A 13665-nucleotide genomic window follows, 5' to 3' on the forward strand; every position below is an offset into this window, starting at 1 on the left:
ACATGTCCGTCAACAGGTCCGCAACCACTCTCGTCGAGGCGCCGCGGGGACTCGCCGGTGTCGTCGTCGCCGACACCCGCATCGGTGACGTCCGCGGTCGTGAGGGCTTCTACCACTACCGGCAGTACTCCGCCGTGGATCTCGCACGGACCCGCTCGTTCGAGGACGTCTGGCATCTGCTCGTGCACGGCGAGCTTCCGGACGCCGAGCAGGGCGCGGCCTTCGCGCGCCGCACCGCCGCGCTGCGGCGGCTTCCCGGCGAGGTGCGCGCGGCTCTGCCGGCCCTCGCGGCCGCCGGCGGGCGTTCCGGCCCGCTCGCCGGAATGCGCACGGCGCTGTCGCTGCTGGGAGCGGCGAAGGGTTTCCGGCCCGTGTACGACATCGAAGCCGGGCAGCGCCTGGAGGACGCGCTGGTGGCGGCCGCGGCCGTGCCGACGCTGCTGACCGCGCTGCACCGCCTGGGAAAGGGGCTCGAACCGGTGGAGCCGCGCGAGGATCTCCCGTACGCGGCGAACTACCTGTACATGCTGACCGGTTCGGTACCGCACGATCAGCACGCCCGGGCGATCGAGCGCTACCTGATCTCCACCATTGACCATGGATTCAATGCATCAACCTTCACGGCCCGGGTCATCGCCTCCACCGGCGCGGACGTGGCGGCGTGCCTCGCCGGTGCGGTGGCGGCGCTGTCCGGGCCGCTGCACGGGGGTGCCCCGAGCCGGGCGCTGGACACGCTGGACGCGATCGGCACCCCGGACCGCATCGACTCCTGGGTGCGGGAACGGGTGCTCGCCGGGGACCGCATCATGGGCTTCGGGCACGCGATCTACCGCACGGAGGACCCGCGGTCGCGGATGCTGCGCGAGGTCGCCCGGAAATTCGGCGGCCCGCGCGTGGACTTCGCCGTGGAGGTCGAGTGTCAGGTCGAGAGGATCCTGGCGGAGCTGAAGCCGGGCCGGGAACTGCACACCAACGTCGAGTACTACGCGGGCCTGGTGATGGAACTCTGCGGCCTGCCGCGCGAGATGTTCACGCCGACGTTCGCCGCGGCGCGGGTGGTGGGCTGGAGCGCCAACATCCTGGAGCAGGCGGAGGACACGAAGATCATCCGCCCGGTGGCGCGGTATGTGGGGCCGGATGCGCCGGTGGCGGTGCCGGCGTCCGCCTGATGGTGCATCGACGCGCACCTCATGACGGGCTGGGGTGCCCTGCTCCGTGCCTCGCGGGGGCTCGCCTCCGGGCAGGGTTGCTGCGGGTGCGGCACGGGCGAGGACTACCTCGTCACAGCCTCACAGCAGCGGCAACGCCCCGTCGCTGGTCGTCCCTACCGCTTGGCCAGGCTCGCCGCCGCTGGCTCCGCCAAGGCGTCGTTGGTCGTGCCTCTCACCCGGACGCCTGAGGGCCGGTGCCGCAACAGCCCTTCACCTCGGCGTGATTCCCACGGCTCGTATCCTGGGTCGGCATCCCGTTCTCGTACGCGTGCCGGGACACGAGCCGGTGCACGCGTCGGCGTCAGAGAGGTCGCACGGTGAGTCAGCCGAGCCCGAAACCGCAGCAGATCCCGGTCGTCGTCCTGGCCGGGTTCCTCGGCTCCGGGAAGACCACACTGCTCAACCACCTCCTCCACCACAGCGGTGGCAGCCGGATCGGCGCCCTCGTCAACGACTTCGGGGCGATCGAGATCGACGCGATGGCCGTGGCGGGAGCGCTGGGCGACTCGACGCTCTCGCTCGGCAACGGGTGCCTGTGCTGTGCCGTCGACCCCGGCGAGCTGGACCGGTACCTGGAGCGGCTCGCGGAGCCCTCCCTCGGCATCGACGTCATCGTCATCGAGGCCAGCGGCCTCGCCGAGCCGCGGGAACTCGTGCGGATGCTGCTCGCCAGCGAGCACCCCGGGATCGTGTACGGCGGGCTCGTCGAGGTCGTCGACGCCGCCGAGTTCGACGAGACCCGCTCCCGGCACCCCGAGATCGACCGGCATCTCGCCCTCGCCGACCTCGTGGTGGTCAACAAGCTCGACCGGGCCGAGGACGGCGAGCACGTGCTCAGGCTCGTCACGTCCCTCGTCGACGGAGCCGCCGTCGTCCCGGCCACCTACTGCCGGATCGACCCCGAGTTCCTCTTCGACTGCCGTCCGAGCGAGGAACGCGTCGGGCAGCTGTCCTTCGACGACCTGCACGATCACGACGCCGACGGGGACGAGGGCCACGCCGGGCATCTGCACGCCGCCTACGACAGCCTCTCGTTCGTCGCGGCCGAGCCGCTCGGCCCGCGGCGGCTGATGGCGTTCCTCGACAGCCGGCCCGAGGGGCTGTACCGGATCAAGGGATACGTCGACTTCGGCCCGTACGACGTCCTCAACCGCTACGCCGTACACGCCGTCGGGCGCTTCCTGCGCTTCTACCCCGAGCCCTGGCCGGCCGGCGAGGAGCGCCTCACGCAGCTGGTCCTCATCGGCTCCGGCATCGACGCCTCCGCGCTCGGCAAGGAGCTGGACGCGTGCAGGAACGGCACCCCACACGCCGACGAGCACGGCATGTGGGGCGTCCTGCGGTACGTACGCGACCCCGAAGGGCCTGACGGGGCCGCCGACGGGAGCGGCCCCGGCGAGGAGGCCGCTCGGCCCGTCTAGGCCGGTCCGGCCACCACCGACACCGTCTTCGCCAGGGACACGCCCGAGCCGTCGCGGCGCGGGTCCATCTCCGGGAGGTCGGCAGGGGAGCCGTTCTTCTGCGCGGCACGGGCGGGGGCCGGGCCGGCCCAGGCCAGCGACAGGCAGTCCTCCCCCTTCAGGAACCGCTGGCAGCGCACGCCCCCGGTGGCGCGGCCCTTGCGCGGGTACTGGTCGAACGGGGTCAGCTTGGCCGTCGTCTGGACCGAGTCGTCCAGCGTGCCCCGCGAACCCGCGATCGTGAAGACGACGGCGTCCGCGGCCGGGTCCACCGCCGTGAAGGAGATGACCTTCGCTCCCTGCGCGAGCTTGATGCCGGCCACGCCGCCGGCCGGGCGGCCCTGTGGGCGGACCTGGGAGGCCTGGAAGCGCAGCAGCTGGGCGTCGTCGGTGATGAAGACCAGGTCCTCGTCGCCGGTGCGCAGCTCGACGGCGCCGACGATCCGGTCACCGTCCTTGAGCGTGATCACCTCGAGCTCTTCCTTGTTGGACGGGTAGTCCGGGACGACGCGCTTGACCACACCCTGTTCCGTGCCGAGGGCCAGGCCCGGCGAGGACTCGTCGAGCGTCATCAGGCAGACGACCGTCTCGTCGTCCTCCAGGGAGACGAACTCCGCAAGGGGGGCACCTCCCGCCAGGTTCGGCGTCGGCATGGCCTCCGGGAGCTGCGGCAGGTCGACCACGTTCAGCCGCAGCAGCCGGCCCTCCGAGGTGACGGCGCCCACCTCGCCGCGGGCGGTGGCCGGCACCGCCGAGACGATCACGTCGTGCTTCACGCGCTTGGCGCCGGCGGGCTCCGGGAACGGCTCGGCGTTCGCCGTACGGGCCAGCAGACCCGTCGAGGACAGCAGCACCCGGCACGGGTCGTCGGCCACCTGCAGCGGCACGGCCGCGACCGGGGCACCTCCCGACTCCAGCAGGACCGTACGCCGGTCGGTGCCGAACTTCTTGGCGACCGCGGCCAGTTCGGTGGAGACCAGCTTGCGCAGCTCCGCGTCCGAGTCGAGGATCCGGGTCAGCTCCTCGATCTCCGTGGTGAGCCGGTCCTTCTCGGCCTCCAGCTCGATGCGGTCGTACTTGGTCAGACGGCGCAGCGGCGTGTCGAGGATGTACTGCGTCTGCACCTCGCTCAGCGAGAACTGCTCCATCAGGCGCTGCTTGGCCTGCGCGGAGTTCTCGCTGGAGCGGATGAGGCGGATGACCTCGTCGATGTCGAGCAGGGCCGTCAGCAGGCCCTCCACGAGGTGCAGCCGGTCCCGCTTCCTGCCGCGGCGGAACTCCGAACGCCGCCGGACGACGTTGAACCGGTGGTCGAGGTAGACCTCCAGGAGCTCCTTGAGCCCCAGCGTGAGCGGCTGGCCGTCGACCAGCGCCACGTTGTTGATCCCGAAGGACTCCTCCATGGGCGTCAGCTTGTACAGCTGCTCCAGGACCGCCTCCGGCACGAAGCCGTTCTTGATCTCGATGACCAGGCGCAGGCCGTGCTCGCGGTCGGTGAGGTCCTTGACGTCGGCGATGCCCTGGAGCTTCTTCGAACCGACCAGGTCCTTGATCTTGGCGATGACCTTCTCGGGGCCGACCGCGAAGGGCAGTTCGGTGACGATGAGGCCCTTGCGGCGGGCCGTCACCTGCTCCACGGACACGGTTGCCCGGATCTTGAAGGTGCCGCGGCCCGACCCGTACGCGTCCCGGATGCCGGAAAGGCCGACGATGCGGCCACCCGTGGGCAGGTCCGGGCCCGGGACGTGCTTCATCAGGGCGTCGAGGTCCGCGCTGGGGTGCCTGATCAGGTGGCGGGCGGCGGCGATGACCTCGCGCAGGTTGTGCGGCGGCATGTTCGTGGCCATGCCGACGGCGATGCCCGAGGCGCCGTTGACCAGCAGGTTCGGGAAGGCGGCGGGCAGGGCCGCCGGTTCCTGCTCCTGGCCGTCGTAGTTGGGGTTGAAGTCGACCGTGTCCTCGTCGATCGACTCGGTCATCAGGCTCGTGGCCTCGGCCATCCGGCACTCGGTGTACCGCATGGCGGCCGGCGGGTCGTCGTTGCCCAGCGAGCCGAAGTTGCCGTGGCCGTCGACCAGGGGGACCCGCATCGAGAAGGGCTGCGCCATGCGCACCAGGGCGTCGTAGATCGACGCGTCGCCGTGCGGGTGCAGCTTGCCCATCACCTCGCCGACGACACGGGCGCACTTGACGTAGCCGCGCTCCGGGCGCAGGCCCATCTCGTTCATCTGGTAGACGATGCGCCGGTGCACCGGCTTGAGGCCGTCGCGGGCGTCCGGCAGGGCGCGGGAGTAGATGACCGAGTACGCGTACTCGAGGAAGGAGCCCTGCATCTCGTCGACGACGTCGATGTCGAGGATCCGCTCCTCGTACGAGTCGTCGGGCGGCGGGGTCTTCGTGCTGCGGCGGGCCATCGCTGCCGGCTCCTTGCTGCTGCGTTCCGGATCTGACGCGGACCATTGTGGACCGCCGGACTGACAAGCGGGACCAGGACCCGGGTCAAGCGACGCCCCCGCCCGCGGCCCGAGGCCGGCGCCGGGAACTTCACCAGGGCTTCGCGCGCTTGCATACAGTGGCAGGACCGGCAGGAATCCGCGGTCCGACCGACCGCTCAGCGATCGAAGGGACGTACATGCCCATGGGTCACACGGCCACAGCCCAGGCAGGCTCCGGAGGCCTGACAGCGACCGAGCACCGCCTGACCAACGGCCTGCGCGTGGTGCTCTCCGAGGACCACCTGACCCCGGTCGCGGCGGTGTGCCTCTGGTACGACGTCGGCTCGCGCCACGAGGTCAGGGGGCGTACCGGCCTGGCTCACCTTTTCGAGCACTTGATGTTCCAGGGGTCCGCCCAGGTCAAGGGAAACGGTCACTTCGAGCTGGTCCAGGGCGCGGGCGGCTCGCTGAACGGCACCACCAGCTTCGAGCGGACCAACTACTTCGAGACCATGCCCGCCCACCAGCTGGAGCTCGCCCTCTGGCTGGAGGCCGACCGCATGGGCTCCCTGCTGACCGCCCTGGACGACGAGTCGATGGAGAACCAGCGCGACGTCGTCAAGAACGAGCGCCGCCAGCGCTACGACAACGTGCCCTACGGCACCGCCTTCGAGAAGCTGACCGCCCTCGCCTACCCGGAGGGCCACCCCTACCACCACACCCCGATCGGCTCCATGGCCGACCTGGACGCGGCGACCCTGGAGGACGCCCGCGCGTTCTTCCGCACCTACTACGCGCCGAACAACGCCGTGCTCTCCGTGGTCGGCGACATCGACCCCGAGCAGACGCTCGCCTGGATCGAGAAGTACTTCGGCTCCATCCCCGGTCACGACGGCAAGCCCGCACCGCGGGACGGCGCGCTGCCGGAGACCATCGGCGAGCAGCTGCGCGAGATCGTCGAGGACGAGGTCCCGGCGCGCGCCCTGATGGCCGCCTACCGCCTGCCGCACGACGGCACGCGCGCGTGCGACGCGGCCGACCTGGCCCTCACGGTCCTCGGCGGCGGCGAGTCCTCCCGCCTCTACAACCGGCTGGTGCGCCGCGACCGCACGGCCGTGGCGGCGGGCTTCGGCCTGCTGCGGCTCGCGGGGGCCCCCTCCCTCGGCTGGCTGGACGTGAAGACGTCCGGCGACGTGGAGGTGCCGGTCATCGAGGCCGCGATCGACGAGGAGCTCGCCCGGTTCGCCGAGGAGGGCCCCACGGCAGAGGAGATGGAGCGCGCCCAGGCCCAGTTGGAGCGCGAGTGGCTGGACCGGCTCGGCACGGTCGCGGGCCGCGCCGACGAACTGTGCCGCTACGCCGTGCTGTTCGGCGACCCGCAGCTCGCCCTGACCGCCGTCCATCGCGTCCTGGAGGTCACGGCGGAGGAGGTGCAGGAGGTCGCCAAGGCCCGCCTGCGGCCCGACAACCGCGCGGTGCTCGTCTACGAGCCCGTCGCCGACGAGGACGCCACCGACGAGGACACCGCAGCCGCGGCCGGAGACGAGAACGAGGAGGCGGCCAAGTGACCGAGCTCGCCGCGATGGACTTCCACCCCCAGCCCCAGGCGGGCGACGCCAGGCCCTGGGCCTTCCCCGCCCCCGAGCGCGGCACGCTCGGCAACGGCCTGACCGTCCTGCGCTGCCACCGCCCCGGCCAGCAGGTCGTCGCCGTCGAGGTGCTGCTGGAAGCGCCCCTGGACGCCGAGCCGGCCGGTCTGGACGGCGTGGCCACGATCATGGCCCGGGCCTTCTCCGAGGGCACCGACAAGCACCCCGCCGAGGAGTTCGCTGCCGAGCTGGAGCGCGCCGGCGCCACGCTCGACGCGCACGCCGACCACCCCGGTGTCCGGCTCAGCCTGGAGGTCCCGGCGTCCCGGCTCGCCAAGGGGCTCGGTCTGATCGCCGACGCCCTCAGGGCGCCCGCGTTCGCCGACAGCGAGGTCGAGCGGCTGGTCCGCAACCGCCTCGACGAGATCCCGCACGAGCTGGCCAACCCCTCGCGCCGCGCCGCCAAGGAGCTCTCCAAGGAGCTGTTCCCGGCGGACTCGCGCATGTCGCGGCCCCGGCAGGGCACCGAGGAGACGGTCGCCGCGATCGACTCCGCGGCCGTACGCGGCTTCTACGAGAAGCACGTCCGCCCCGCCACCGCCACCGCGGTGGTCGTCGGCGACCTGACCGGCATCGACCTCGACGCTCTGCTGGGCGACACGCTCGGCGCCTGGACCGGGTCGCAGGCCGAGCCGCGGCCGGTGCCGCCGGTGACCGCCGACGACAGGGGGCGGGTCGTCATCGTGGACCGCCCGGGCGCCGTGCAGACGCAGCTGCTGATCGGCCGCATCGGCCCGGACCGGCATGACCGCGTCTGGCCCGCGCAGGTGCTCGGCACGTACTGCCTCGGCGGCACCCTCACCTCCCGGCTGGACCGCGTCCTGCGCGAGGAGAAGGGCTACACCTACGGCGTGCGCGCGTTCGCCCAGGTCCTGCGGTCCGCTCCGGACGGCACCGGTGCCTCGATGCTCGCCATCAGCGGCTCCGTGGACACGCCCAACACCGGCCCGGCCCTGCAGGACCTGTGGACGGTGCTGCGCACGCTCGCCGCGCAGGGCCTGACGGACGCCGAGCGGGACGTCGCCGTGCAGAACCTGGTCGGTGTCGCGCCGCTGAAGTACGAGACGGCGGCCGCCGTCGCGTCGACGCTGGCCGACCAGGTCGAGCAGCACCTGCCCGACGACTACCAGGCCACGCTGTACCGGCAGCTCGCCGCGACCGGCACCGTGGAGGCCACCGCGGCGGCCGTCAGCGCCTTCCCGGTGGACCGGCTGGTGACCGTCCTCGTCGGCGACGCGGCGCAGATCCAGGGGCCGGTCGACGCCCTCGGCATCGGCGAAGTCTCGGTCGTCGCCGCCGAGTAGGGGCACGCGCGCGGGAGCCCTGGTCGTCCTGGAAGGCACCAGGGCTCCTTTACGCCCGAATTGGTATGGAGGTTGCCCGTCTGCCCTGTGGGATGCGCTACAAAAGCGGGGTTCCGTTTGGGAATTGAAAGTGCCCCCGCTTAGCGTCATCCGGGCTGTTCGTCAGGCAGTGCGCCGCACCCGCGGCACCGGACAGTCATCGCCGAGTCCCCGTACGGCGCGAGCCAGGGGAGCCGGGGACCCATCAGCAGTCCCTGGGGTGAATCGGACGCCCGCGCGAGCCGCGAGGGGGTCCGTAGGAGACCTTCCTGCTCCGAACCCGTCAGCTAACCCGGTAGGCGAGAGGGAAGGAAAGGACCAGCCACCACATGGCGTTCACCCGCGCCGCCGGGAAGCACCGACGTCCCAGCCGGATGCAGCGTGGCACCGCCCGCGCGGCGGGCGTAGCGGCCCTCGCCACCACCGGTGTCATCGGCACCGTGGCCGCTCCGGCCGCCGTCGCCGCCGACCCCGCTCCCGAGCAGACCGGTCTCACTCCCGTCGTCACCATGGGCGACACCGTCGCCCAGCAGATCGGCGCCCAGGCCGTCGCCCAGAAGCAGGCGGCCGAGGAGGCCGCCGCCAGGCAGAGGGCCGAGGAGGCCGCCCGCGAGCAGGCCGCCGAGGCCGCCAAGAGGGCCAAGGAAGCGGCCGAGAAGGCCCGCGAGGCCAAGGAGCGCGCCGCCCGCGAGGCCGAGCGCAAGCGCCTCAACACCTTCGTCTCCCCGATCTCCGGCTCGTACGTCTCCACCGGCTACCAGACCAGCAGCGGCCTGTGGTCCTCCGGCAGCCACACCGGCGTCGACTTCCACGCCGCCACCGGCACCTCCGTCCACGCGGTCGGTACGGGCACGGTCGTCGAGGCCGGCTGGGGCGGCTCCTACGGCAACCAGATCGTGATCAAGATGAACGACGGCACGTACACCCAGTACGGCCACCTGTCGTCCATCGCCGTCTCCGTGGGCCAGAAGGTCACGCCCGGCCAGCAGATCGGCCTGTCCGGCGCCACCGGCAACGTGACCGGCCCGCACCTGCACTTCGAGGCCCGCACGAGCCCCGAGTACGGCTCGGACATGGACCCCGTCGCCTACCTCCGCTCGCACGGCGTGAACATCTGACGGATCCCGCTCCGCGTCCCCGGGCCCCGGCCGCACGAGCCGGGGCCTTTCGGGTTTTCGGCAGCCGGCCCCTGTCCGAAAAATATCCCTGATTTCCGGCCCGCCGTCGGAAATTCCCGCTCATTGCCATAGAGTCACGGAACACGTGTCACGCGTCGGCATTTCACGGGGATTGGCGGAGGTCGGTCATGCGTATTCCCGCGCACTCGGTCTGCACGGCCATCCGGGACGACATCGTCGCGGGTGTCCACGAACGCGGCAGCCGGCTCACCGAGGAACTCCTCGCCCGCCGCTACGGTGTCTCACGCGTCCCCGTCCGGGAGGCCCTGCGGACCCTGGAGGCCGAGGGTTTCGTGGTGACCCGGCGGCACGCGGGCGCGTGCGTCGCCGAGCCCACCGAGCAGGAGGCGGCCGACCTGCTGGAGATGCGCGTGCTGCTGGAGCCGCTCGGCGCCGCCCGGGCCGCCCAGCGCCGCACCGAGGCCCACCTGAAGGTCCTGCGCGGCCTGGTCCGGCTGGGCCAGGAGCGCGCCCGCCGGGGAGGCGGCGACGACCTGCGCTCTCTGGGCGGGTGGTTCCACGAGACGCTCGCGCAGGCCTCCGGCAGCCCCGCCCTCACCTCGGCGCTCACCCAGCTCCGCCACAAGATCGCGTGGATGTACGCCGTCGAGCCGCCGGCCAGTCCCGCGGAGTACTGGGGCGAGCACGGGGCGATCGTGGACGCTGTGGCGCGCGGGGACGGCGAGCGCGCGCGGGCGCTCACGGCGCTGCACGCCGAGCGCGCCACGGCCGCGCACCGTCTGCGCATCGGCTCCACCGGGCAGCACATCGGCTCCGCCGGGGAGCGCCCCGAGCGTGTGAGGAATGCGCAACATGGCGTAAACACGGGAAGCCCGCGGCATTAACATGCGAGCCGTATACAAAGAGCGGGATATTCGCGGGGGCTGTTTGCGCTGCCCGCGAACAGGAAATGCGGGGGGAATGCGAAGGGCTCGCCCGTGAATGCGGACGAGCCCTTCAGGGTGCGCCGGGTCAGGCGCGGGAAATACTCAGACGGTCTCGGGAAGCTCCTCGAGGCCCTCGGAGACCAGCTTGGCCAGCCGGTCCAGGGCGACGTCCGCGCCCTCGGCGTCGGAGGCGAGGACGATCTCCTCGCCGCCCTGGGCGCCGAGGCCCAGGACCGCCAGCATGGAGGCCGCGTTGACGGGCTTGCCGCCTGCCTTGGCGATCGTCACCGGGACGCCTGCGGCCGTGGCGGCTCGGACGAAGATGGAAGCGGGGCGGGCGTGGAGGCCCTCGGCCCAGCCGACGTTGACGCGGCGCTCAGCCATGTGTTGCTGCCCTTCGGTTTCAGGGTTGTCTAGACCAGTTTCCCATATCGTGAAGCTGCGCCGGGACGGTCTCCCACGACCGCCCCGGGGTGCCGCCGGGTCGCGGCCTCGACCCGGCTGACGCCCTCCCAGACTGCCTCGCGCCGTCGCCGGGCGCTAGCCGTACTCTGGGGGCCATGCACACCTCGCCGGACCGGCACGAGTATCCCGCCCACTGGGAAGCCGACGTGGTGCTGCGCGACGGCGGCACCGCGCGCATCCGGCCCATCACCGTCGATGACGCCGAGCGTCTGGTCAGCTTCTACGAGCAGGTCTCCGACGAGTCGAAGTACTACCGCTTCTTCGCGCCGTACCCTCGCCTGTCCGCCAAGGACGTCCACCGCTTCACGCACCACGACTTCGTGGACCGGGTGGGACTCGCGGCCACGGTCGGCGGCGAGTTCATCGCCACCGTACGCTACGACCGGATCGGCGCCGACAGAACGCCCGCGTCCGCACCCGCCGACGAGGCCGAGGTCGCCTTCCTTGTGCAGGACGCCCACCAGGGCCGGGGCGTCGCCTCCGCCCTGCTGGAGCACATCGCCGCCGTCGCCCGCGAGCGCGGCATCCGCCGTTTCGCCGCCGAGGTGCTGCCCGCCAACACCAAGATGATCAAGGTGTTCACGGACGCCGGGTACACCCAGAGGCGCAGCTTCGAGGACGGCGTGGTCCGCCTGGAGTTCGGCCTCGAACCCACCGACCGCTCCCTCGCCGTGCAGTACGCGCGCGAACACCGCGCCGAGGCGCGCTCGGTGCAGCGGCTGCTGGCCCCCTGCTCGGTCGCCGTCGTCGGCGCCGGGCGCACCCCGGGCGGCGTGGGCCGCAGCGTCCTCGGCAACATCCGGGACGCCGGCTTCACCGGCCGCCTGTACGCGGTGAACAGGGCCCTGCCCGAGGGGCGGAAGGAGCTCGACGGGGTCCCGGCCCACCGTTCGGTGCGGGACATCGACGGCCCGGTCGACCTCGCCGTCGTGGCCGTGCCGGCCGAGCGGGTACCCGAGGTCGTCGCCGAGTGCGGCGAACACGGTGTGCAGGGCCTCGTCGTGGTCTCCGCCGGGTTCGCCGAGAGCGGCGGCACGGAAGGGCGGGAACGCCAGCGCGCCCTGGTGCGGCAGGCGCGCACGTACGGCATGCGCATCATCGGCCCGAACGCCTTCGGCGTCATCAACACGTCCCCGCGGGTCCGCCTCAACGCCTCCCTCGCCCCCGAGACCCCGCGACCGGGCCGGATCGGCCTGTTCGCCCAGTCCGGCGCCATCGGCGTCGCCCTGCTGTCCCGGCTGCACCGGCGCGACGGCGGCGTCACCGGCGTGACCGGCGTCTCGACCTTCGTCTCCTCGGGCAACCGCGCCGACGTCTCCGGCAACGACGCTCTCCAGTACTGGTACGAGGACCCCGACACCGACGTCGTGCTCATGTACCTGGAGTCCATCGGCAACCCCCGCAAGTTCACCCGCCTCGCCCGCCGGACCGCCGCGGCGAAGCCGCTGGTCGTGGTCCAGGGCGCCCGGCACGGTGCGCCTCCCCAGGGGCACGCCGTCCGGGCGACGCGGCTGCCGCACGCGACCGTCTCGGCCCTGCTGCGGCAGGCCGGGGTCATCCGGGTCGAGACGATCACCGACCTCGTGGACGCGGGCCTGCTCCTCGCGCGCCAGCCCCTCCCCGCCGGCCCGAGGGTGGCGATCCTCGGCAACTCCGAGTCGCTCGGCCTGCTCACCTACGACGCGTGCCTCGCCGAGGGCCTGCGGCCGCACCCCCCGCAGGACCTGACCACGGCCGCCTCCGCCGAGGACTTCCACGCCGCCTTGTCCCGCGTGCTGGCCGACGACCGGTGCGACGCCGTGGTCGTCACCGCCATCCCGGCGGTGGGGGAGGGCTCGGTCGGGGACGCGGCACTCGCCGAGGCCCTGCGCTCGGCGGCGGCCGCCGCCCCGGCCAAACCGGTCCTCGTCGTCCATGTCGAGCTGGGCGGCCTCGCGGAGGCCCTGTCCGCGGCGGCGAGCACGGCGCCCCAGACGGCATCCCAGGCCGCGGCGGTGAGCACCGCCGCCCAGGCCACGGCGGACGAGCCGCCACCTCTGGCCGCCGGGCAGGCACCGCCCGTGGGGCGGCCCCCCGCCGCACAGCGGCCTTCCGCGGGAGAGCCGCACCCCGCGAAGGTCAGCCGCCCCGCCGAGGAGCCCTCCGCCACCACCGGGGCCCCCGAAGGCGACCGCCTCATCCCCGCCTACCCCGCCGCCGAGCGCGCCGTCCGGGCCCTCGCCCAGGCCGTCAGCTACGCGCAGTGGCGCCGGGAGGCCGCCGACCCCGGCAGGGTGCCCGAGTACGACGACATCGACCAGAAGGGCGCCGCCGCGCTGATCGAAGGGCTGCTCGCGCGCGGGCAGGGCCTCACGCTCGGCGCGGAGGAGACCTGCGACTTGCTGGGCCACTACGGCGTCCACGTCCACCGCGCCCTGCCCGCCCCGACCCCCGACGCCGCCGTCGAGGCCGCCCGGGCCCTCGGCTACCCCGTCGCCCTCAAGGCCGTCGCCCCGCACCTGCGCCACCGCGCCGACCTGGGCGGCGTACGCCTGGACGTCACAGATGAGAACCAACTGCGCCGCTCCTACGCCGAGTTGACCGAGCTGTTCGGCGACCCGGACGAGCTGCGTCCGGTGGTGCAGCGGATGGCGCCGCGCGGCGTGGACGTGGTCGTCCGGGCCGTCATCGATCCGGCCGCCGGCGCCGTGCTCTCCTTCGGGCTGGCCGGCGCCGCCTCGCAGCTGCTCGGGGACACCGCGCACCGGCTGATCCCGGTCACCGACCGGGAGGCGAACTCGCTGGTGCGTTCGATCCGTACCGCCCCCCTGCTGTTCGGCTGGCGCGGCTCCGCACCGGCCGACACCCGCGCCCTGGAGGAGCTGCTGCTGCGCGTGTCCCGGCTGGTCGACGACCATCCCGAGGTCGTCGCGGTCACCCTGGAGCCGGTCGTCGTCGCCTCCCACGGACTGAGCGTCCTGGGCGCCTCCGTCCGCCTCGCACCCCCGCCCGTGCGCGACGACCTGGGTCCCCGGACGCTGCCCGCGTACTGACCGGG

General features: G+C 72.8%; 9 protein-coding genes and 1 riboswitch. Of the genes, 7 read left to right on the top strand and 2 right to left on the bottom strand.

Features of this window, described 5'->3' with window-relative positions; all coding sequences use genetic code 11:
- Nucleotides 1–2 precede the first annotated feature (2 nt).
- Together ACFW6P_RS17110 and ACFW6P_RS17115 are read left to right on the top strand one after the other, a co-directional pair.
- On the top strand, nt 3–1169 hold the full coding sequence (locus ACFW6P_RS17110) for a citrate synthase/methylcitrate synthase (RefSeq protein WP_386352909.1): 1167 nt from the start codon (nt 3–5) through the stop codon (nt 1167–1169).
- 359 nt (nt 1170–1528) lie between these two features.
- Nucleotides 1529–2632 carry a CobW family GTP-binding protein gene (locus ACFW6P_RS17115; protein ID WP_386352912.1) on the top strand — a complete coding sequence of 368 codons (1104 nt, stop codon included), beginning with the start codon at nt 1529–1531 and terminating at the stop codon, nt 2630–2632.
- On the opposite strand, the gene ACFW6P_RS17120 is transcribed toward ACFW6P_RS17115, so the two are convergent.
- Nucleotides 2629–5085: a DNA topoisomerase (ATP-hydrolyzing) subunit A gene (locus ACFW6P_RS17120; RefSeq protein WP_386352915.1), complete on the bottom strand. Its 2457-nt coding sequence runs from the start codon at nt 5083–5085 to the stop codon at nt 2629–2631. The two genes, ACFW6P_RS17115 and ACFW6P_RS17120, sit on opposite strands and share 4 nt — an antisense overlap.
- A 218-nt stretch (nt 5086–5303) precedes the next feature.
- Here ACFW6P_RS17120 and ACFW6P_RS17125 point away from each other — a divergent pair, with 218 nt between their 5' ends.
- From ACFW6P_RS17125 to ACFW6P_RS17140, 4 genes are all read left to right on the top strand, one after another.
- Complete coding sequence (locus tag ACFW6P_RS17125) at nt 5304–6674, top strand: M16 family metallopeptidase (RefSeq protein ID WP_386352917.1); 1371 nt, start codon at nt 5304–5306, stop codon at nt 6672–6674.
- Nucleotides 6671–8059, top strand: coding sequence for a M16 family metallopeptidase (locus ACFW6P_RS17130; protein ID WP_386424045.1), 1389 nt, complete (start codon nt 6671–6673; stop codon nt 8057–8059). The genes ACFW6P_RS17125 and ACFW6P_RS17130 overlap by 4 nt, the downstream gene beginning before the upstream one ends.
- Before the next feature lie 190 nt (nt 8060–8249).
- A riboswitch (cyclic di-AMP (ydaO/yuaA leader) is annotated at nt 8250–8415 on the top strand.
- A 12-nt stretch (nt 8416–8427) separates the two neighbouring features.
- Nucleotides 8428–9216 carry a M23 family metallopeptidase gene (locus ACFW6P_RS17135; RefSeq protein WP_386352923.1) on the top strand — a complete coding sequence of 263 codons (789 nt, stop codon included), beginning with the start codon at nt 8428–8430 and terminating at the stop codon, nt 9214–9216.
- A 188-nt stretch (nt 9217–9404) separates the two neighbouring features.
- Nucleotides 9405–10121: a GntR family transcriptional regulator gene (locus ACFW6P_RS17140; protein WP_386352926.1), complete on the top strand. Its 717-nt coding sequence runs from the start codon at nt 9405–9407 to the stop codon at nt 10119–10121.
- A 144-nt stretch (nt 10122–10265) separates the two neighbouring features.
- On the opposite strand, the gene ACFW6P_RS17145 is transcribed toward ACFW6P_RS17140, so the two are convergent.
- Nucleotides 10266–10547 (bottom strand): HPr family phosphocarrier protein, encoded by a 282-nt coding sequence (locus ACFW6P_RS17145; protein ID WP_386352929.1) that lies wholly within the window; start codon nt 10545–10547, stop codon nt 10266–10268.
- 176 nt (nt 10548–10723) lie between these two features.
- Between ACFW6P_RS17145 and ACFW6P_RS17150 the strand changes: the two genes are divergently transcribed.
- On the top strand, nt 10724–13660 hold the full coding sequence (locus tag ACFW6P_RS17150; RefSeq protein WP_386424047.1) for a GNAT family N-acetyltransferase: 2937 nt from the start codon (nt 10724–10726) through the stop codon (nt 13658–13660).
- Nucleotides 13661–13665 lie beyond the last annotated feature (5 nt).

Source organism: Streptomyces sp. NPDC058741, assembly GCF_042746715.1.
Classification (GTDB): Bacteria; Actinomycetota; Actinomycetes; order Streptomycetales; family Streptomycetaceae; genus Streptomyces.

Coding starts and splice junctions, on each gene's coding strand:
- ACFW6P_RS17140 (WP_386352926.1), top strand. CDS start 9,405: ATGCGTATTCCCGCGCACTCGGTCTGCACGGCCATCCGGGACGACATC.
- ACFW6P_RS17125 (WP_386352917.1), top strand. CDS start 5,304: ATGCCCATGGGTCACACGGCCACAGCCCAGGCAGGCTCCGGAGGCCTG.
- ACFW6P_RS17145 (WP_386352929.1), bottom strand. CDS start 10,547: ATGGCTGAGCGCCGCGTCAACGTCGGCTGGGCCGAGGGCCTCCACGCC.
- ACFW6P_RS17110 (WP_386352909.1), top strand. CDS start 3: ATGTCCGTCAACAGGTCCGCAACCACTCTCGTCGAGGCGCCGCGGGGA.
- ACFW6P_RS17150 (WP_386424047.1), top strand. CDS start 10,724: ATGCACACCTCGCCGGACCGGCACGAGTATCCCGCCCACTGGGAAGCC.
- ACFW6P_RS17135 (WP_386352923.1), top strand. CDS start 8,428: ATGGCGTTCACCCGCGCCGCCGGGAAGCACCGACGTCCCAGCCGGATG.
- ACFW6P_RS17120 (WP_386352915.1), bottom strand. CDS start 5,085: ATGGCCCGCCGCAGCACGAAGACCCCGCCGCCCGACGACTCGTACGAG.